Source organism: Microbacterium foliorum, assembly GCF_006385575.1.
In the GTDB taxonomy this organism is placed as follows: Bacteria; Actinomycetota; Actinomycetes; order Actinomycetales; family Microbacteriaceae; genus Microbacterium; species Microbacterium foliorum_B.
On sequence record NZ_CP041040.1, the window covers coordinates 1,556,170 to 1,576,448 of the forward strand.

Here is a 20,279-nt window from a genome sequence, read left to right on the forward strand (position 1 = left end):
TACGTCCACATCGCAAGAGCCGCCTTCCTTCCGAGGCCGCAGGAGCGGATGCTGAACAGGTACGTCATTCGAAGGAGCATGCGTGATCGACAAGCAATGGGCGAATCCCGCGGAGGCGGTTGCAGACATCCCAGACGGTGCCTCCCTCGCCGTCGGCGGGTTCGGACTGTCCGGCAACCCGATCGCGCTGATCGAGGCGCTGCTCGCGCAGGGCACGGCCGGACTCAGCATCGTGAGCAACAACTGCGGAGTCGACGACTGGGGGCTCGGCATCCTGCTCGCAGCGAGACGGATCCGCAAGATGACGTCCTCGTATGTCGGCGAGAACAAGGAGTTCGAGCGGCAGTTCCTCTCGGGCGAGCTCGAACTGGAGCTGACGCCGCAGGGAACGCTGGCCGAGAAGCTCCGCGCGGGAGGGTCGGGTATCGCTGCGTTCTTCACGCAGACGGGTGTCGGCACGCAGGTCGCGGAGGGCGGACTTCCGCGGCGCTACAACCCCGATGGCAGCGTCGCGGTGGGTTCCGACCCCAAGGACGTGCGCACATTCGAGACGTCGGCAGGGCCACGCGAATATGTGCTCGAGGAGGCGATCACCACCGACTTCGCCCTGGTGCACGCGCTGGCGGGCGACAGGCACGGGAACCTGATCTTCAACAAGGCTGCACGCAACTTCAATCCGCTCGCGGCGATGGCCGGACGGGTGTGCATCGCGCAGGTCGAACAGCTCGTCGAACCGGGCGAACTCGACCCGGACCGCGTCCATCTGCCGGGTGTGTTCGTGCACCGCGTGGTCGAGGTCGGCACCGAGATCCCGAAGCGCATCGAGCGCCGCACCGTCTCCGCGGAAGGAATCTGACATGGCGCTGACACGCGATGAGATGGCAGCACGCGCCGCCGCAGAGCTGCGGGACGGGTCTTACGTCAATCTCGGAATCGGGCTGCCGACGCTCGTGCCGAACCACGTGCCGGACGACGTCACCGTCGTGCTGCAGTCCGAGAACGGCATCCTGGGGGTCGGGCCGTATCCGCACGAGGACGCGGTCGACCCTGATCTGATCAACGCGGGCAAGGAGACGGTCACGGTTCTCGCCGGTGCTGCGTACTTCGACTCGGCGACGAGTTTCGGCATGATCCGAGGCGGAAAGATCGACGCCGCGATCCTCGGCGCCATGCAGGTGTCCGCGACCGGAGACCTCGCGAACTGGATGATCCCCGGAAAGATGGTGAAGGGCCCCGGTGGCGCGATGGATCTCGTGCACGGGGCTGCGCGTGTCATCGTCCTGATGGAGCACGTCGCGAAAGACGGATCGGCGAAAATCGTGAACGGCTGCTCGCTTCCCCTCACCGGGCGCGGCGTGGTCGACAGGATCATCACCGATCTGGCGGTCATCGACGTCACACCCGATGGCCTCGTCCTCGTCGAGCTCGCACCGGGCGTCACCGTGGAACAGGTCGAGGCGTCGACCGAACCGCCGCTCACCGTTTCGGCGCAGCTGCTCGACCGATGAACCCAGAGAACGGAGGGGCTGAGATGATCGCCCAGGACCACCCGAACGACCAGGATGTCGTCATCATCGCCGCCGCGCGCACGCCGCAGGGACGGCTCAAAGGCCAGCTGGCGAGCTTCACCGCTTCGCAGCTCGGTGCGTTCGCGATCAGGGGCGCGCTCGAACAGGGATCCGTCGATCCGTCTGAGGTGGATGCCGTGATCGTCGGCCAGGTCCTGGCGGCCGGGTCCGGCCAGAACGCCGCTCGACAGGCGGCGATCGGCGCGGGCATCGGCTGGGACGTTCCCGCACACTCCGTGAACAAGGTCTGCCTGTCGGGTCTCACCGCGATCATCGACGCGTCTCGGATGATCCGGACCGGGGACGCGGAGATCGTCGTCGCTGCCGGGATGGAGTCCATGACCAGGGCACCGCACCTGCTCATGGGTTCGCGCGACGGATGGACGTACGGCAGCGTCGAGGTGCTCGACCATATGGCGTACGACGGTCTCACGGACGCCTACGACAGAGAGAGCATGGGCGCGTCGACAGAGCGGCACAACGCCCGCTACGAATTGACCAGGCAAGCGCAGGACCAGGTGGCAGCCCTGTCGCACCAGCGCGCCTCGGCGGCTCAGGCGGCCGCCGTGTTCGATGACGAGATCGTGCCGGTGGCGGTTCCGCAGCGGCGGGGGGAGCCGGTGCTCGTCACCGCGGACGAGGGAATCAGACCTGACACCACCGTCGAATCGCTCGCGGGTCTTCGGGCCGCGTTCGCGGAAGGCGGCTCGATCACGGCGGGCAACTCGTCTCAGATCTCCGACGGGGCTTCAGCGGTGATCGTGACCACCCGTGGCATGGCGGAGGCCAAGGGATGGCCGGTGCTCGTCACGATCGGAGCGAGCGGCCAGACAGCGGGCCCGGACAATTCCCTGCAGGCCCAGCCTGCCCGCGCCATCGAGCAGGCCTGTCAGAAGCAGGGGATCGCACCGGCGGATCTCGACCTCGTCGAGATCAACGAGGCGTTCGGGGCCGTGGTCGCTCGATCGCAGGTCGAACTCGGTCTCAGCAGCGACATCGTCAACATCCACGGCGGTGGTATCGCGATAGGCCATCCGATCGGAGCATCCGGCACACGACTCGTCGTGCACGTCGCCCACGAACTCTCGCGCCGCGGTTCGGGTACCGCTGCCGTCGGGCTCTGCGGCGGCGGCGGTCAGGGTGAGGCGTTGATCCTCACACGCTGAGAAGTCAGAAGTCAGCGCTTGAGGGGCTTGATGCCCTTCGACTCCTTCTTGGCTTCCTTCTCGTGTTCTCTCTGCTGCTTCGCGTAGACGGGGGAGTCCGGCGAGACGGGGCGTCCCTGCTTCGCGCGCCGAGTGTCGATCACCGCGCCGATCGCGAGGGCCAGGCTGATGCCCCAGCTCACCCACGCGAGCGCGGATCGCCACGTGAGCCGCGTGTCGCGGGAGCCGCGGAGCAGGGTGGTTCCCGTCATGATCGCGCCAAGGAGTCCGGTTCCCGAGAGGTAGTTCATGCCCTCACGCTACCTTCCGACGGCCACGCGGCGCTCAGCCTTGACAATCGGGTGCGGATTCTGTCACGGGAAGGTGCGACGAGCGGCCGGCATCCAGGCGCGGTTCTGACGGGCGCGGTACACTGGGCGAGTCGCGGCTCGCCCGCGGCCGCAATCCGTGTATCTACCGGCCGCCGGCTTTCCGGCGGACAGCGGCGGCACCCGACCCCGCGTCTGCGGACGCGCGAGAGCCCATGACACACGCAACACCAACCCCTCAGAACCACGCCCCGACGTCGACGCCGGACTCACCAGGGCTGCTCCGCATCGCGGGCCTGCCGTACTTCATCATCGCGTTCATCGCCCGACTGCCGTTCGCGATGATGGTCGTCGGGGTCCTGACCGTCGTCGTGTCGGCGCGCGGCTCGCTCTCGCTCGGCGGACTCACCTCCGCAGCGGTCGGCCTGGGCACGGCGTGCTTCGGGCCCCTGCTGGGCGCCGCCGCAGATCGCTTCGGGCAGCGCATGGTGCTGCTGATCCTGGCGATCGCCAACGGGGCGATGCTGGTGCTCTTCACGGTCGTCGTCTACGCGGGTGGAGCCGACGCCCTCGTGCTGATCGCCGCCTTCGGCATCGGCGCGACGGCGCCGCAGGTCGCCCCCATGTCTCGCTCCAGGCTCGTCACGATGATCGCGGACCGGATGCCGGAGGCACTCCGCACCCGCACCGTCTCGGGCACCATGGCGTATGAGTCCGCTGCCGATGAGACCGTGTTCGTGTTCGGACCCTTCATCGTCGGCATCCTCGCGTCGGTCATCGCCCCCTGGGCCCCGCTGATCGGTGCGGCTGTGCTCACAGTCGTGTTCGTCGGCGCATTCGCCCTGCATCCGAGCGCGCGCATCGTGTCCGTGCACCGAGATGAAAACGGCAGAGCCCCGTCGGCGGTGTCGGAGCTCTTCAGCCCGCGTCTGCTGATCGTCGTCGTCGGCATCCTCGGAGTGGGGATGTTCTTCGGCACGATGCTCACAGCGCTCACCTCCTTCATGGCCGATCGAGGCGCCCCCGAGCAGGCCGGACTCCTCTACGGCGTCATGGGCGTCGGTTCGGCGATCCTCGCCCTCGGCGTCGCCTGGCTTCCGGTGCGGTTCTCGCTGCGCGCGCGTTGGCTGGTGTTCTCCGGCATCCTTCTCGGAGGCAGCCTGCTGTTGCTCCTCGTCGACTCGCCCGCGATGATGATGGTCGCCCTGGCCATCATGGGCATCGGAATCGGACCCACGTTGGTGACCCAGTACAGCTTCGGTGCCGCGCGCAGCCCGCTCGGACGCTCGGCCACGGTGATGACGATGCTCGGTTCGGGGATAGTCGTCGGTCAGTCCCTCGGCGCGGCGGTGGCAGGAGAGCTCGCCGAGAACGTGGGAACGGGCAGCGCCCTCGTCCTGCCGATCATCGCCGCGGCGATAGCGTTCACTGCAGGGCTTGTCAACTGGAGGCTGAGCGTCGCTCGACCTCGCGTAGCCTGAGGAACACCCCCACTGCATCGTCAGGAGCACTCACCCATGTCAGTCGCAGATTTCGTCGTCGTCGCCAACCGACTTCCCGTCGACCGGGTCGTGGGTCCTGACGGAGACGAGGAGTGGCGGACGTCTCCCGGCGGTCTGGTCGCAGCTCTCGAGCCGATGATGCGCAGCGCCCGCGGGGCCTGGGTCGGATGGCCGGGACAGCCCGACCTCGAGTTGGACCGATTCGAGATCAACGGCATCGACCTGATCCCCGTGCCGCTCAGCGCCGAAGAGGTCGCCGACTACTACGAGGGCTTCGCCAACGACACGATCTGGCCGCTGTACCACGACGTCATCGCGCCGCCGCAGTACCACCGCGAGTGGTGGGAGGCATACGTCAAGGTCAACCGCCGGTTCGCAGAGGCTGCTGCCGACGTCGTCGCCCCCGACGGCACGGTCTGGGTGCACGACTATCAGCTGCAGTTGGTGCCGCAGATGATCCGGGAGCTGAGACCGGACGTCACGATCGGCTATTTCCACCACATCCCGTTCCCGGCGCACGGCCTCTACGCCCAGCTGCCCTGGCGGGATCAGGTCCTCAAGGGGCTCCTCGGTGCCGATGTCATCGGATTCCAGCGTGCGCAGGACGCCACGTACTTCCTGACCGCGGTCCGCCGTCGCCTGCGCTACGAGGTCAAGGGCTCGGCAGTGGCGATCCCGACGGACGACGGAAGCACCCGCACTGCGGTCGCCCGGGCGTTCCCGATCTCCATCGACACGGCTCCGTATCTCGAGCTCGCGGCCCGCCCAGAGGTGCGGGCGCGTGCCGCTGAGATCAGGGAGAGTCTCGGCAACCCGAAGAAGATCCTGCTGGGCGTCGACCGGCTCGACTACACGAAGGGCATCCGCCACCGCATCAAGGCGTACGGCGAGCTCCTCGAAGACGGTCGGCTGAGCGTCGACGACGTCACGTTCGTGCAGGTCGCGAGTCCGAGCCGTGAGCGCGTCGATGCCTACGTGCACCTGCGAGACGAGATCGAGCTGGCCGTCGGGCGCATCAACGGCGATCACGACACCATGGGCCACACTGCGATCCGCTATCTGCACCAGGGGTATCCGCGAGAAGAGATGGTCGCGCTGTACCTCGCTGCCGACGTCATGCTCGTGACGGCCCTGCGCGACGGCATGAACCTCGTGGCGAAGGAGTACGTGGCGACTCGAGCTGACAACCGCGGCGTGCTCGTGCTGAGCGAGTTCACGGGTGCGGCCGATGAGCTGCGACAGGCGGTGCGGGTCAACCCGCACGACATCGCCGGGTTGAAGGACGCGATCATGACGGCGGTCGCCATGACGCCGGCCGAGCAGGGCAAGAGGATGCGGTCGCTGCGGCGCCGAGTGCTCGAGAACGACGTGAACGCCTGGTCGTCGTCGTTCCTCCGCGCGCTCGCAGACGTCCGCCGACGCTGATCCGCCGGGTCATACTGGGAGGACACCGCCTCGATTGGAGACTCTGTGACCCGTAACTGGACCCCCGGAGAAGCAGACCCGGCGCTGAGCGCCATCGCCGCCACGCCCAGACTGGTCGTCGCACTGGACTTCGACGGCACGGCGTCTCCGCTCGTCCCCGACCCGATGGCAGCCCGGGCGCTGCCTGAGGTCGCGACGCAGGTCGCTCGGCTCGCTGCCCTCCCTGACACGGTGGTCGCCTACGTCTCGGGCCGCAGCATGCACGACCTGAGGGTCATCACCGAGCACACGGACGATTCGCTGATCGCTCTGGCCGGTTCGCACGGTGCCCAGTACTGGTACCCGGGTGTCGGCGATGCCGCATCCGGCGGCGCCGAGTCCGCCGAGGGCTCCCGCGAGGAGCTGTGGGAGGCCGCGCGACCGATCATCGATCGCTACGAGGGTGCCGAGCTCGAACCGAAGACCTTCGGCATGGGGGTGCACACGCGCACCGCCACGCCCGAGGTCGAGAAGGCGGTCTTCTCCGAGATCGATGCCCTGGCGGCCGAGCGCTTCCCGCACTGGCGGCGGCGCGCCGGTCATCGCGTGCTGGAGTTCTCATCCCGGAACGAGGGGAAGGACGCCGCGATGGCCGCCCTTCGCGAGCATTTCGATGCGACGGCGATCCTCTTCGCCGGCGACGACGTCACGGACGAGGACGCGATGAGGGTGCTCGCCGGCGATGATCTGGGCGTGCGCGTGGGCCCGGGGGAGAGCGCCGCCGAGCTCCGTGTGGAGAACCCACAAGAGATCGCCCTGCTTCTGGAGGCGCTCGCGGACGAGCGCACCTCCCGGCGGGAATAGACTTCCGTCATGTCCTCGCATGATCCCTCCAGCAGCGCGCCCATCGACATCAAGCCCCGCAGCCGCGTCGTCACCGACGGCATCGAGGCGACGACCTCCCGAGGTATGCTCCGTGCCGTCGGCATGGGCGACGCCGACTGGGACAAGCCCCAGATCGGCATCGCGTCCAGCTGGAACGAGATCACGCCCTGCAACCTGAGCCTCGATCGTCTCGCGCAGGGCGCGAAAGAGGGCGTGCACTCGGGCGGCGGCTACCCGCTGCAGTTCGGCACGATCTCGGTGTCCGACGGAATCTCGATGGGCCACGAGGGCATGCACTTCTCGCTGGTGTCTCGCGAGGTCATCGCGGACTCGGTCGAGACCGTGATGATGGCCGAGCGTCTCGACGGGTCGGTGCTGCTCGCCGGCTGCGACAAGTCGATCCCCGGCATGCTCATGGCCAGCGCCCGACTCGACCTCTCTAGTGTCTTCCTCTACGCCGGCTCGATCGCACCCGGGTGGGTCAAGCTGTCGGACGGCACCGAGAAGGACGTCACCATCATCGACTCGTTCGAGGCCGTCGGCGCGTGCCGTGCGGGCCTCATGAGCGAAGAGGACCTCAAGCGCATCGAATGCGCGATCGCCCCCGGTGAAGGCGCCTGTGGAGGCATGTACACGGCGAACACCATGGCCTCGGTCGCCGAGGCGCTCGGCCTGAGCCTCCCCGGCTCGGCCGCCCCGCCCGCTGCCGACCGTCGCCGCGACTACTTCGCGCACCGCTCGGGCGAGGCCGTCGTGAACCTGCTCCGTCAGGGCATCACGACCCGCGACATCCTCACCAAGGAGGCGTTCGAGAACGCGATCGCCCTCGCGATGGCCCTCGGCGGCTCGACGAACGTCGTGCTGCACCTGCTCGCCATCGCACGCGAGGCCGAGATCGATCTGAGCCTGCACGACTTCAACCGCATCGGCGACAAGGTGCCGCACGTGGCCGACATGAAGCCGTTCGGCAAGTACGTCATGAACGACGTCGACCGTCACGGCGGCATCCCGGTGATCATGAAGGCGATGCTCGACGAGGGCCTGCTGCACGGCGACGCGCTCACCGTGACGGGCAAGACGCTCGCCGAGAACCTGGCTGACCTCGACCCCCAGCCGATCGACGGCGAGGTCATCCATACGTTCGACAACCCGATCCACGCGACCGGCGGCCTGACGATCCTGCACGGGTCGCTCGCCCCCGAGGGCGCGGTCGTGAAGACCGCAGGCTTCGACGCGGCCGTCTTCGAAGGGCCCGCTCGGGTGTTCGAGCGCGAGCGTGCGGCGATGGATGCCGTGGCGAACGGCGAGATCGAGGCCGGCACGGTCATCGTGATCCGTTACGAGGGTCCCAAGGGCGGACCGGGTATGCGCGAGATGCTCGCGATCACTGCGGCCATCAAGGGCGCGGGGCTCGGAAAAGATGTACTACTCTTGACTGACGGACGATTCTCAGGCGGCACAACCGGCCTGTGCATCGGCCACATAGCACCCGAAGCGGTGGACGCAGGTCCTATCGCCTTCGTGCGCGATGGTGATCTGATACGGGTCGATATCGCAGCTCGCTCTCTCGACCTACTCGTCGACGAGGCGGAGCTCGCCTCCCGCCGCTCTGGCTGGGAGCCGCTACCCCCGCGCTATACCCGTGGCGTTCTTGCCAAGTACTCGCGTCTCGTGCGGTCCGCCGCCGAGGGCGCGACGACCGGCTGATCCGCGTCGGCCCGGCTTCCCGCCTCCGACGTCGCCTACAGACCATCAGAAGGAGTGTCATGACTGCTGACACCGTCTCGGCTGTGCCGAGGCCGCCCGCGCCCAAATCCGCCGCACCGGAGATCTCCGGAGCAGAGGCCGTCGTCCGCACGCTCGAGCTCCTCGGCGTCAAGGACGTCTTCGGCCTTCCCGGCGGCGCGATCCTCCCCGTCTACGACCCGCTCATGGATGCGGCCGAGCTTCGGCACATCCTGGTGCGCCACGAGCAGGGAGCGGGCCACGCCGCCGAGGGCTATGCATCGTCGTCGGGCAAGGTCGGCGTCTGCATCGCGACCTCCGGCCCCGGTGCGACCAACCTCGTGACCGCGATCGCCGACGCCTACATGGACTCGGTGCCGCTGCTCGCGATCACCGGGCAGGTGTTCTCGACGCTGATGGGCACCGACGCATTCCAGGAGGCCGACATCGTCGGCATCACGATGCCGGTGACGAAGCACTCCTTCCTCGTGAAGGACGCATCCGAGATCCCCGGCGCCATCGCGGCGGCGTACGAGATCGCATCGACGGGCCGCCCCGGTCCGGTGCTCGTCGACATCACCAAGGACGCACAGCAGGCCATGGCGCCGTTCGTCTGGCCGCCCAAGTACGACCTGCCGGGATACCGCCCCGTGACGAAGGCCCACGGCAAGCAGATCCAGGCGGCCGCTGCGCTCCTGGCCGAGGCCAAGAAGCCGGTGCTCTACGTGGGCGGCGGAGTGATCCGCGGCCGCGCGTCGGCCGAGCTGCTCGCCCTGGCCGAGACGACCAACGCACCGGTCGTGACGACGCTGATGGCGCGCGGCGCGTTCCCCGACTCGCACCAGCAGCACCTGGGCATGCCCGGCATGCACGGCACCGTCCCGGCGGTGCTGGCGCTGCAAGAGGCCGACCTCATCGTGTCGCTCGGCGCGAGGTTCGACGACCGCGTGACCGGCAAGGCCGCGTTGTTCGCGCCGAACGCCAAGGTCGTGCACGTCGACATCGACCCCGCGGAGATCTCGAAGATCCGCACGGCTGACGTGCCGATCGTGGGTGACGTCCGCGACGTGCTGGTCGATCTCGAGTCCGCGTTCCGCACGGCCGTCAGCACGACGACTCCCGACACCGAGGAGTGGTGGTCGTACCTCGACGGCCTGCGTACCGAGTTCCCTCTCGGATACGCGCCGACGACCGACGGTCTGCTCGCGCCGCAGTACGTGATCCAGCGGATCGGCGAGCTGACCGGCCCTGAGGGCATCTACGCCGCAGGCGTGGGACAGCACCAGATGTGGGCTGCGCAGTTCATCAAGTACGAGCGGCCCAACGCGTGGCTGAACTCCGGGGGAGCGGGAACGATGGGCTACTCCGTCCCCGCCGCCATGGGCGCCAAGGTCGCCGAGCCCGACCGCGTCGTGTGGGCGATCGACGGCGACGGATGCTTCCAGATGACGAATCAGGAGCTCGCGACCTGCACGATCAACAACATCCCGATCAAGGTCGCGATCATCAACAACTCCTCGCTGGGCATGGTGCGCCAGTGGCAGACGCTGTTCTACGACGGCCGTCACTCGAACACCGATCTGAACACGGGACACGGTACTGTGCGCATCCCCGACTTCGTGAAGCTCGCCGAGGCCTACGGCTGCCTCGCGATCCGCGTCGAGAAGGAAGAGGAGGTGGATGCGGCGATCAAGCTCGCTCTCGAGACCAACGACCGCCCCGTCGTCATCGACTTCGTCGTCAGCGCCGACTCCATGGTCTGGCCGATGGTTCCCCAGGGCGTGAGCAACAGCTACGTCCAGTACGCCCGCGAGCACGCGCCCGCATTCGACGAGGAGGACTGACCATGTCGACTCACGTGCTGAGCCTCCTTGTGGAGAACACCCCCGGTCTGCTGACCCGTGTCGCAGGTCTGTTCGCGCGCCGCGGCTTCAACATCGACTCGCTCGCTGTGGGCGTGACCGAGGTGCCCGGCATCTCGCGCATCACCGTCGTCGTCGACCTCGAGGACCTGCCTCTCGAACAGGTGACCAAGCAGCTCAACAAGCTGATCAACGTCATCAAGATCGTGGAACTCGACTTCCCGACCTCGGTGCAGCGCGAGCACATGCTCGTCAAGGTGCGCACCGACAACGCGAACAGGTCGAATGTCATCGAGGTCGCCAACCTGTTCCGCGCCTCGGTCGTGGACTACGCGTCCGACGCGCTGGTGATCGAGGTCACCGGCGATCGGGGCAAGGTCGACGCCATGCTCCGCGCTCTCGAGCCGTTCGGCATCAAGGAGATCGCGCAGTCGGGTCTCCTCGCCATCGGCCGTGGCGGCAAGAGCATCACCGAGCGCGTCCTGCGCGGCTGATCAGACTTCACACACGTACACGAACACCAATCAAGGAGAAAACCAGTGAGCACCGAGATCTTCTACGACGCAGACGCTGATCTGTCGATCATCCAGGGCAAGAAGGTCGCCATCGTCGGCTACGGCTCGCAGGGTCACGCGCACGCGCAGAACCTTCGCGACTCGGGTGTCGAGGTCGCGATCGCGCTCAAGGAGGGCTCGAAGTCGGCGCCGAAGGCGGAGGAGGCCGGATTCGCGGTCAAGACCGTCGCCGAGGCGACTCAGTGGGCCGACCTCATCATGATCCTTGCGCCGGACCAGCACCAGCGCACGATCTACAGCGAGTCGATCGCCCCGAACCTCACCGAGGGCAAGACGCTCGCCTTCGCGCACGGCTTCAACATCCGCTTCGGCTACATCGACGCTCCTGAGGGCGTCGACGTGATCCTCGTCGCCCCGAAGGCGCCGGGTCACACCGTCCGTCGCGAGTTCGTCGCCGGCCGCGGCATTCCCGACATCATCGCCGTCGAGCGCGATGCATCGGGTAACGCCTGGGCGACCGCGCTGTCGTACGCGAAGGCCATCGGAGGCACGCGTGCCGGCGTCATCAAGACGACCTTCACCGAGGAGACCGAGACCGACCTGTTCGGCGAGCAGGCCGTGCTGTGCGGTGGCGTCAGCCACCTCGTGCAGGCAGGCTTCGAGACGCTCACCGAGGCGGGCTACCAGCCGCAGATCGCCTACTTCGAGGTGCTGCACGAGCTGAAGCTCATCGTCGACCTCATGTGGGAGGGCGGCATCGCCAAGCAGCGCTGGTCGGTCTCCGACACTGCCGAGTACGGCGACTACGTGTCGGGCCCCCGCGTCGTGACCCCCGAGGTCAAGGAGTCGATGAAGGCGATCCTCGCCGACATCCAGAGCGGCGCGTTCGCGAAGCGCTTCATCGACGACCAGGACAACGGCGGCGAGGAGTTCCTCGCGCTGCGGGCCAAGGAGGAGACGCACCCCATCGAGGCCACCGGCAAGGAGCTGCGCTCGCTCTTCGCATGGAAGCAGCAGGACGAAGACTACGTCGACGGCAGCGCCGCGCGCTGACGCTGATCTGACGTACGAACGAAGGGCCCGGTGCGATCCGCACCGGGCCCTTCGTCGTGCCGAGGGAGATCACTCCGCGGCGGGAGCATCCTCCACCACAGCGGGAGCGTCGTCACCGTTCGCCCACACCGGTGCGGGCAGCACGGTGTCGACCTGGCCGCCCTGGATCTCACGCAGTGCCGCCTCGATGTCGTCCGCGTTGAGCGGCACGGCGAGCCCGCAGGCGCGGAGCTCGGAGGCGAACTTGAGGGTGAGTCGGCTCTTGCCCGCTTCGACGGCTTCTGCCGTGGTGCCGGTGCGCTTCTCACTGCCCGTCTGGATGTCGGAGACCTCTTCGCACACGTGATAGACCGCACCGCCGTCGACCCAGACTACTTCGTCCTTGCCGAGCAGTTGGATCACCGCTGACTGGTCGGCGGTGTACTTCTCGACGGACGGCGGGTTGAAGTCCACCCCGATCACCGTGGCGAGCAGCGCGAGGACCACGCCGACGATCCCGGCGGTGGTCTTCTGGCCCTTGCTCATGTCCTTGTTGAGGAAGATGAGGATCACCAGGGGAAGGAACGCGACGATCGCGATGATCGCGCCGAGCTGGTTCTGCACGAAGAAACGCACCGTCTCGGACCTGCGCGCAGGGTCGAGACGGTTCGCCTTCTTCCACAGGATCGAGCCGGTGATGGCGAGGGCGGCGATCACGACGAGCAGCACGAGAAGCGTGACGAACGCCCACTGCGGGAACACCACCGTGACGCCCCGGTCTTCGAGCAGGCCGGTGTCCGGATCGCGGACCAGAGCGCCGTCCTCGCCGACGTACTCGCGCTGACGCAAGAGCCAGAAGATCGAGATCGCCTCGCCGATGATCGCGAGGGCCCACAGCACGGCCGCGATCCAGCGGAAGGTGGTCGCCTTCGACTTCGCAGCCGCGGTCGGTTTCCAGCCCGCGGCCGGCTCGTCGACCGGGCCGCTCGCCGCGGTCTGATCGACGTTCTTGTTCTGCTCTGCCACGGTGATCCCTCCCGGCGCGGGCCCCTGCGGCCCAGATGCCCCCGAGCATAGTGGACGTCGTGTCCTACGCTGGGGGCATGACTTCCGATTCCGACGACGCCCTGAGCTGGGACGGTGACGACGGTGTCCCGCCGAAGGCGCCCGCACCGAAGGGCTCAGACAGAGCGGTGTCCGCGCCCCGTGGCGAGGCCCCGGATGATGCGGCTCTGCCGGACGGATGGAATGCCGTCGGCCGGGGCAGCGAAGCAGTGGGGCGCGTCGACACCGACGGCACGGTAGCGATGCCCGCTGAGCAGGAGGCGTCACATCTGAGCACAGCGATGCTCCTGACGCTCGGGGTCGTCGGCGGCGTGTACCTGCTGTACAGCATCGGCTGGGTGGTCGGCGGACTGCGCCTCAAGCCGCTCGCCAATCTGATCGTCGACGATGCCATGTACGTGCCGTGGTTCGTGTTCGCAGTGGCGGCGCCCGCCCTGTGGTTCCTCACGGTGTGGGTGCTCACTCGGGCCAAGGCTGCTTGGATCCGTATCGGGCTGCTCCTGCTCGGAGTGGTGCTGCTCGTGCCGTGGCCCTTCGTCACGGTGGGGGTGATCGGATCATGACCGAGCAGCAGGCGGTCTCTCCCGCGCCCTCCGGTTCTCCTCGCTGGTTGAGCGCAGTCGTGCTCGGGCTCGCGGGGCTCTTCTATGCCTACGCGATCTGGAACGCCGTCGCGCACCTCATCTCGATGGCGCAGAACGGGCTCACCGGAATCGGCTGGGTGACGCTGCTCTTCGGCGTGGTCTTCCCCGCGATCGTGTTCGTCTTCGCGTACGCGATAGGTCGACGACGTCGTGCCGGCGAGCTGGTGCTGGTTCTGCTGGCCGGCCTTGGCGTCGTAGCGGTGTTCTGGCTGAGTCTGATCGGCTACAGCATCCTCAACATGTCGGATCTCGTGACGGCCGTGGCCTGATCCACGGCGTCACACGGCACGGAGCAGTAGGAGCGCTCGGGTACAGTTGAGGTGATCGCGCCCCCATGGTGTGCGGCGCATCGGCCCCCTGTCGCGCTGCCCCGAAGGATCCCTGTGCCGAAGCCCGTCGTGCTCATCGCCGAAGTTCTCTCTCCCGCCACGATCGAGGCCCTCGGCCCCGACTTCGACGTCCGCAACGTCGACGGCACCGATCGTGAGGCGCTCTTCGCCTCGCTCGCGGAGGCCGACGCGGTGCTGATCCGCTCGGCGACGCACATCGACGAAGAGGCTCTGACGCACGCGCCGAAGCTGAAGGTCGTCGCCCGCGCGGGCGTCGGACTCGACAACGTCGACATCAAGGCGGCCACCGCGGCCGGCGTCATGGTCGTCAACGCTCCGACGTCGAACATCATCTCGGCCGCCGAGCTCACGGTCGGACACATCCTCAGCCTCGCCCGTCGCATTCCCGCGGCCCACGCCTCGCTCGCCGCCGGCCAGTGGAAGCGCAGCTCGTTCACGGGTGCGGAACTCTTCGAGAAGACCGTCGGCATCGTGGGCCTCGGCCGCATCGGCGCTCTGGTCGCCGCCCGCCTCGCCGCGTTCGACATGCGCGTCGTCGCGTACGACCCCTACGTCACCTCGGCTCGTGCGCAGCAGCTCGGCGTGCAGCTCCTCTCGCTCGATGAGCTCGTCGCAGAGGCCGACTTCCTGACGATCCACATGCCCAAGACGCCCGAGACGACCGGCATGATCGGTGCCGAGCAGTTCAAGGCCATGAAGCCGACCGCCTTCGTCGTGAACGTCGCCCGCGGTGGCCTCCTCGACGAGGAAGCTCTTCACGCCGCACTGGTCGCCGGCGAGATCGCCGGCGCAGGACTCGATGTCTTCACCTCCGAGCCGCCCGCCGAGGGCGGAACCGCTCGTCCGCTGCTCGACCTCCCCAACGTCGTCGTGACCCCGCACCTGGGTGCCAGCACCGAGGAGGCGCAGGAGAAGGCCGGTGTCTCGGTCGCGCGCTCGGTGCGCCTCGCGCTCGGCGGTGACCTCGTTCCCGACGCGGTCAACGTCGCCGGGGGAGTCATCGACCCGTACGTGCGCCCCGGAATCTCGCTCGTCGAGAAGCTCGGCCAGATCTTCGCCGCCCTCGCCACGTCGCCTCTCACGAGCCTCGACGTCGAGGTGCACGGTGAGCTGAACGACTATGACGTCAGCGTGCTGAAGCTCGCGGCGCTCAAGGGCGTCTTCACGAACATCGTCAGCGAGACCGTCTCGTACGTCAACGCACCGCTGCTCGCCGACCAGCGCGGCATCGCGGTCCGCCTTCTCAAGGACGACGTGAGCGACGAGTACCGCAACGTGATCACTCTGAGCGGTGCACTCTCCGATGGCTCGCAGCTCTCGGTGTCCGGCACCCTCACCGGTCCGAAGCAGACAGAGAAGCTGGTCGCCATCAACGACCACGCGATCGAGCTGCCGATCGAGAAGCACCACGTCGTGATGCTCTACACCGACCGCCCCGGCATCGTCGCGGTCTACGGTCAGAAGTTCGGCGAGGCAGGAATCAACATCGCCGGCATGCAGATCTCGCGGCTCGGCGCGGGCGACCAGGCGCTGAGCGTGCTGACGCTGGACTCGCCGGTGTCCGACGAGCTGCTCGACGACGTGCGCGGATCCATCGACGCCGACCTTTTCCGTCAGATCGAGATCACCGAGATCTGATCGGCGGAAAACGGAGCATCCGAGAGCGGGTGGGACAGCCGAGCGGCTGCCCCACCCGCTCTCTTCGTACCGCCCGTTCTAGGGCGCGGTGGCGCGCAGCACGAGGGCGATCAGGTCCGAGAGCTCGTCGCTTCGGGGCACGAGTCGTTCCGGACCGTGCACATCGAGTGAGTTGTTGAAGTACAGGCCGTCGCTGAGCAGCATGATGAGGTTGAGGCTCGCGGCATCCCGCACATGGGGACGGATCGTGTCCTCCCACCGGTCTCTGTTGCGGCGCAGCGCCTCCGCGGCGGGGGCGGAGCCGCCCTGCGCGAGTCGAGTCGCGGCGATCAGGGCGCGGTCCAGTGCGTCATCCTCCATCACCGAGGTGCGCACGTAGTAGGCGATGGGGCCGTCCGCAGCCGAGGTCATCCGCTCGAGGTCGGTCGTCGTGAGCGTGTCGAGACGTTCGAGCAGGCCGGCTGCGAGGTCGTCCTTCGATCCGAAGTGGTAGAGCAGTCCGCCCTTCGACACACCTGCTGCTTTGGCGGTCGCATCGAGAGTGGCCGCACGTTCGCCCTCTTCGATGACGATCGACTCGAAGGCGTCGAGGACGCGTTCTCGGGCCAGCGGAGGTCGGGGCATCGGGGATCCTCTGTTCGTCTCGCATCACAGTATCGCGGGAGTGTGACGACTCTGTTACTATACCATCTGGACGGTTTAGTAACGGGCCGTCAGATGACTCTGAGAGGTGTTCCATGGTTCGGACTGCGTCGATTCCGACGACGGAGACGAATGCTCCCCGCGTCGGGCCCCGTGGCTGGGCGGCGCTCGTCGTGCTCATGCTGCCGGTCTTGCTGGTGTCGGTCGACAACACGGTGCTGAGCTTCGCGCTCCCGGAGATATCCATCGCGCTCGCTCCCACCGGGGCCGAGCAGCTGTGGATCATCGACGTCTACCCGCTCGTTCTCGCCGGTCTGCTCGTCACGATGGGAACGCTCGGCGATCGCTTCGGACGTCGCCGGATGCTGCTGATCGGCGCGACCGGCTTCGCCGTGGTGTCGGCTCTCGCAGCCTTCGCTCCGACAGCCGGTCTGTTGATCGCGGCCCGCGCGCTGCTCGGATTCTTCGGCGCCATGCTGATGCCCTCGACGCTGTCGCTGCTGCGCTCGATCTTCCAGAACCGTGACCAGCGACGACTCGCGATCGCTGTCTGGGCATCGGCATTCTCGGCAGGGGCGGCTCTCGGGCCGATCGTCGGCGGGTTCCTGCTGGAGCATTTCGCCTGGGGCTCGGTCTTCCTGATCGCCGTCCCCGTGCTCATCCCGTTGCTCATCGCCGCACCCCTGCTCGTCCCCGAGAGCCGTGACCCGAACCCGGGGCGCATCGACATCGTGAGCATCGTGCTGTCGATGGCTGCGATGATCCCCGTGGTCTACGCGATCAAGTCGCTGGCCGTGGATGGTCCGAGTCTCACGGCGGGTGCCTGGGCTCTTCTCGGCATCGCGATGGGATATCTGTTCGTGCGTCGTCAGCTGAGCGCCGAGGTTCCCATGCTCGACATGGCGCTCTTCCGGCGAGGGTCCTTCTCCGGGGCGATCCTGGTGAACCTTCTCAGCGTGGTCGCACTCGTGGGCTTCCTCTACTTCGTGTCGCAGCACCTCCAGCTGGTTCTCGGGCTATCCCCGATGACCGCGGGGGCGGCGCTCGTTCCCGGCATGATCGCCATGATCGTGGCCGGACTCTCGGTGGTGCCCATCTCACGTCGCGTACGTCCGCACGTGCTGGTGCCGGCCGGCCTCATCTTCTCGGTGGTCGGCTACTTGCTCGTGGCATTCACGACTGTCGACCACGGTGTCGCACCGCTCATCATCGCCTTCGTGGTGCTGGGCATCGGCATCGGGGCCGCAGAGACGATCTCGAACGAGCTCATCCTCTCGAGCGCTCCGGCCGAGAAGGCCGGTGCCGCGAGCGCCGTGTCGGAGACGGCGTACGAACTCGGGGCGGTGCTCGGCACAGCCGTGCTCGGCGGTCTCATCACCGCTTTCTACCGCGGCGCGCTCGTGGTCCCCGCCGGGATCCCCGCCGAGGCGGCTCACGCGGCGACGGAGACGCTCGCCGGGGCGTACACGGCGGCTCAGGACCTTCCCGGGCAGCTCGGAGATGCGCTGTGGGACGCAGCATCCGCGGCGTTCGGTTCTGGCGTCATGGTGACCTCGCTGATCGGAGCGGGGCTGGTCGTCCTCGCCGGAGCTATCGCGGCCGTCACACTGCGCAAGGCGCCCACGCACTGACCAGTACGCTGGGAGAACCGGCCCGCTCGGCATCCGCCCGAGTGCGGGTCGGTTCATCCCGATGCAAGGAGTGTCATGTCGCGTGTCGTGAAGCTGGCCGTCATCCCCGGTGACGGAATCGGCCCAGAGGTCGTCGCCGAGGCCGAGAAGGTCCTCGACGCTGTCACCGCGTCCAGCGATGTGACGTTCGATAAGACCCGCTTCTCTCTCGGCGCAGCCCGCTTCCTCGAGACGGGTGACACGCTGACCGATGACGACCTGCAGTCGATCGCCGGTCACGATGCGATCCTGCTCGGCGCCGTCGGCGGCACTCCCGGCGACCCCCGACTCAAGGACGCGAACATCGAGCGCGGTCTTCTGCTGAAGCTGCGGTTCACGCTGGACCACTACGTCAACCTGCGTCCGTCGAAGCTGTTCGCGGGTGCTGCGGGACCACTCGCCGACCCGGGCGCGATCGACTTCGTCGTCGTCCGTGAGGGCACCGAGGGCCCGTACGTCGGCAATGGCGGCGCCATCCGCAAGGGCACGCCGCACGAGGTCGCCAATGAGACCTCGGTGAACACGGCTTTCGGCGTCGAGCGCGTGGTCAGGTACGCGTTCGACCTCGCCGAGCGGCGCAGCAAGAAGGTCACGCTCGTCCACAAGACCAACGTGCTCGTGCACGCCGGCGCCATCTGGCAGCGCATCGTGAACGAGGTCTCCGTCGAGCATCCCGACGTCGCGGTCGACTACCTGCACGTCGATGCGGCGACGATCTTCCTCGTGACCGACCCCTCGCGCTTCGATGTGATCGTCACCGACAACCTGTTCGGCGACATCCTCACCGACCTCGCCGGCGCGGTCACCGGAGGCATCGGTCTGGCAGCCTCGGGCAACATCAACCCCGATGGGGTGTTCCCGTCGATGTTCGAGCCGGTGCACGGATCCGCTCCCGACATCTCCGGTCAGCAGAAGGCCGACCCCACTGCGGCCATTCTGTCTGTGTCGCTGCTGCTCGACCACCTCGGGCTCGCCGACGAGGCCGCTCGCGTGAGTGCCGCCGTCGAGTCCGACATCGCCACCCGCACGGGTGCGCGCACCACGGCGGAGATCGGCTCCGCAATCACTGCTCTGCTCTGAACGACAGGCGTAGGCTGAGACGGCGCGAGGATGCGCGCCGCACGAGGAATGGATGACGAGATGACGACCATCGATGCCGAGACCACCGTGGCTCCACTGGAGTTCGCTGTGACCAAGAACCTGGCCGCTGCGACGCCCGGTCGTGTCGCCGAGGTCCACGAGAACCCCGGCTTCGGCGTGGTCTTCACGGACCATATGGTCGACATCTGCTGGTCGGTCAAGGGCGGGTGGCATCGACCCCGCGTGCAGCCGTACGGCCCGATCCCGCTCGACCCCGCTGCCTCCGTGCTGCACTACGCGCAGGAGATCTTCGAGGGCATCAAGGCCTACCGTCACGCCGACGGGTCGATCCACACCTTCCGCCCCGACCGCAATGCCGCACGGCTTCAGGCCAGCGCACGTCGACTCGCGCTGCCAGAGCTGCCCACCGAGTACTTCATCCAGTCGCTGCGCGAGATCATCGCGGTCGACGGACGCTGGGTGCCGTCCGGCGCCGACCAGAGCCTCTACCTGCGCCCGTTCATGTTCGCCAAAGAGGCCTTCCTGGGCGTCCGCGCCGCTCAGAAGGTCGCGTACTACGTGATCGCGAGCCCCGCGGGGGCCTACTTCAGCGGCGGGGTGAAGCCCGTGCGCATCTGGCTCTCCGAGGACTACGCACGCGCCGGAAAGGGCGGCACGGGCAAGGCCAAGACGGGCGGCAACTACGCGTCGAGCCTGCTCGCCCAGAGCGAGGCATCGTCGAAGGGCTGCGACCAGGTCGTGTTCCTCAATGAGCAGCGCAATGTCGAGGAGCTCGGCGGCATGAACGTCGTCTTCGTCTTCAAGGACGGCCGGGTCGTGACGCCCGAGTCCGACAGCATCCTCGAGGGCATCACCCGTGACTCGCTGCTGCAGCTCGCCGAGGACCGCGGCTACACGGTCGAGAAGCGGCCGATCTCGATCGACGAGTGGCGCGAGGGCGTGGCATCCGGCGACATCGTCGAGGTCTTCGCGTGCGGCACGGCAGCAGTCGTGACGCCGATCGGCGCACTCGTCGGTGAAGGCTTCGATGAGCCGCAGCCGCTCGGCGAGCTCGCGCTGTCGCTCCGCGAGGAACTCACCGACATCCAGTACGGCCGTCGTGATGACAAGCACGGCTGGCTCCTGCGTCTCGACGCCTGATCGTCCGAAGAACTCCCCGAGACCCCGCTGTGCGACCTGCACAGCGGGGTCTCGTCGTCGTG

19 protein-coding genes are annotated in these 20,279 nt (G+C 67.6%); 16 read left to right on the forward strand and 3 right to left on the reverse strand.

Annotated elements, in window-relative coordinates:
• Positions 1-82: 82 nt before the first annotated feature.
• The 3 genes from FIV50_RS07440 to FIV50_RS07450 are packed head-to-tail and all read left to right on the forward strand — an operon-like array spanning position 83 to position 2,734.
• Positions 83-856, forward strand: a complete 774-nt coding sequence (locus FIV50_RS07440) for a CoA transferase subunit A (RefSeq protein WP_140036885.1) — start codon at positions 83-85, stop codon at positions 854-856.
• 1 nt (position 857) lies between these two features.
• Positions 858-1,508, forward strand: a complete 651-nt coding sequence (locus FIV50_RS07445; RefSeq protein WP_181164358.1) for a CoA transferase subunit B — start codon at positions 858-860, stop codon at positions 1,506-1,508.
• A gap of 23 nt (positions 1,509-1,531) precedes the next feature.
• The gene (locus FIV50_RS07450; protein WP_140036886.1) at positions 1,532-2,734 is read left to right on the forward strand and encodes an acetyl-CoA C-acetyltransferase; all 1,203 of its coding nucleotides are present in this window, start codon (positions 1,532-1,534) and stop codon (positions 2,732-2,734) included.
• Between the two features lie 11 nt (positions 2,735-2,745).
• Here FIV50_RS07450 and FIV50_RS07455 read toward each other — a convergent pair whose 3' ends face one another.
• Positions 2,746-3,024, reverse strand: coding sequence for a hypothetical protein (locus tag FIV50_RS07455; RefSeq protein WP_140036887.1), 279 nt, complete (start codon positions 3,022-3,024; stop codon positions 2,746-2,748).
• 233 nt (positions 3,025-3,257) lie between these two features.
• On the opposite strand from FIV50_RS07455, the gene FIV50_RS07460 reads away from it, so the two are divergent.
• Genes FIV50_RS07460 through ilvC form a run of 7 tightly spaced genes read left to right on the forward strand, consistent with a single transcriptional unit; the run spans position 3,258 to position 11,988 of the window.
• Positions 3,258-4,523, forward strand: coding sequence for an MFS transporter (locus FIV50_RS07460; RefSeq protein ID WP_140036888.1), 1,266 nt, complete (start codon positions 3,258-3,260; stop codon positions 4,521-4,523).
• A 36-nt stretch (positions 4,524-4,559) separates the two neighbouring features.
• A complete protein-coding gene (locus FIV50_RS07465; RefSeq protein ID WP_140036889.1) occupies positions 4,560-5,969 on the forward strand; it encodes an alpha,alpha-trehalose-phosphate synthase (UDP-forming) in 1,410 nt (469 codons plus the stop codon).
• A gap of 45 nt (positions 5,970-6,014) precedes the next feature.
• Positions 6,015-6,812, forward strand: a complete 798-nt coding sequence (gene otsB, locus FIV50_RS07470; RefSeq protein WP_140036890.1) for a trehalose-phosphatase — start codon at positions 6,015-6,017, stop codon at positions 6,810-6,812.
• A gap of 9 nt (positions 6,813-6,821) precedes the next feature.
• Positions 6,822-8,540: a dihydroxy-acid dehydratase gene (gene ilvD, locus FIV50_RS07475; RefSeq protein ID WP_056416979.1), complete on the forward strand. Its 1,719-nt coding sequence runs from the start codon at positions 6,822-6,824 to the stop codon at positions 8,538-8,540.
• A 59-nt stretch (positions 8,541-8,599) separates the two neighbouring features.
• Positions 8,600-10,402: an acetolactate synthase large subunit gene (locus FIV50_RS07480; protein ID WP_140036891.1), complete on the forward strand. Its 1,803-nt coding sequence runs from the start codon at positions 8,600-8,602 to the stop codon at positions 10,400-10,402.
• Between the two features lie 2 nt (positions 10,403-10,404).
• A complete protein-coding gene (ilvN, locus tag FIV50_RS07485) occupies positions 10,405-10,914 on the forward strand; it encodes an acetolactate synthase small subunit (RefSeq protein WP_042541743.1) in 510 nt (169 codons plus the stop codon).
• Between the two features lie 45 nt (positions 10,915-10,959).
• Positions 10,960-11,988 carry a ketol-acid reductoisomerase gene (gene ilvC / locus FIV50_RS07490; protein WP_042541742.1) on the forward strand — a complete coding sequence of 343 codons (1,029 nt, stop codon included), beginning with the start codon at positions 10,960-10,962 and terminating at the stop codon, positions 11,986-11,988.
• A 69-nt stretch (positions 11,989-12,057) separates the two neighbouring features.
• On the opposite strand, the gene FIV50_RS07495 is transcribed toward ilvC, so the two are convergent.
• On the reverse strand, positions 12,058-12,993 hold the full coding sequence (locus tag FIV50_RS07495) for a hypothetical protein (protein ID WP_140036892.1): 936 nt from the start codon (positions 12,991-12,993) through the stop codon (positions 12,058-12,060).
• Positions 12,994-13,070: 77 nt separating this feature from the next.
• Between FIV50_RS07495 and FIV50_RS07500 the strand changes: the two genes are divergently transcribed.
• The 3 genes from FIV50_RS07500 (at position 13,071) to serA (ending at position 15,664) form a co-directional block, all read left to right on the forward strand.
• Positions 13,071-13,595 (forward strand): hypothetical protein, encoded by a 525-nt coding sequence (locus FIV50_RS07500; protein WP_140036893.1) that lies wholly within the window; start codon positions 13,071-13,073, stop codon positions 13,593-13,595.
• Entirely contained in the window at positions 13,592-13,945 is a 354-nt protein-coding gene (locus FIV50_RS07505; RefSeq protein ID WP_140036894.1) for a hypothetical protein, read from the forward strand. The genes FIV50_RS07500 and FIV50_RS07505 overlap by 4 nt, the downstream gene beginning before the upstream one ends.
• A gap of 114 nt (positions 13,946-14,059) precedes the next feature.
• On the forward strand, positions 14,060-15,664 hold the full coding sequence (gene serA, locus FIV50_RS07510) for a phosphoglycerate dehydrogenase (RefSeq protein ID WP_140036895.1): 1,605 nt from the start codon (positions 14,060-14,062) through the stop codon (positions 15,662-15,664).
• A gap of 78 nt (positions 15,665-15,742) precedes the next feature.
• Here the strand turns inward: serA and FIV50_RS07515 are convergent, their stop codons facing one another.
• The gene (locus tag FIV50_RS07515; protein ID WP_140036896.1) at positions 15,743-16,288 is read right to left on the reverse strand and encodes a TetR/AcrR family transcriptional regulator; all 546 of its coding nucleotides are present in this window, start codon (positions 16,286-16,288) and stop codon (positions 15,743-15,745) included.
• 113 nt (positions 16,289-16,401) lie between these two features.
• Here FIV50_RS07515 and FIV50_RS07520 point away from each other — a divergent pair, with 113 nt between their 5' ends.
• From FIV50_RS07520 to FIV50_RS07530, 3 genes are all read left to right on the forward strand, one after another.
• On the forward strand, positions 16,402-17,937 hold the full coding sequence (locus tag FIV50_RS07520; RefSeq protein WP_140036897.1) for an MFS transporter: 1,536 nt from the start codon (positions 16,402-16,404) through the stop codon (positions 17,935-17,937).
• Positions 17,938-18,012: 75 nt separating this feature from the next.
• Positions 18,013-19,056 (forward strand): 3-isopropylmalate dehydrogenase, encoded by a 1,044-nt coding sequence (locus tag FIV50_RS07525; RefSeq protein WP_140036898.1) that lies wholly within the window; start codon positions 18,013-18,015, stop codon positions 19,054-19,056.
• A 60-nt stretch (positions 19,057-19,116) separates the two neighbouring features.
• The gene (locus FIV50_RS07530; RefSeq protein ID WP_140036899.1) at positions 19,117-20,217 is read left to right on the forward strand and encodes a branched-chain amino acid aminotransferase; all 1,101 of its coding nucleotides are present in this window, start codon (positions 19,117-19,119) and stop codon (positions 20,215-20,217) included.
• The last annotated feature ends 62 nt before the right edge of the window (positions 20,218-20,279 follow it).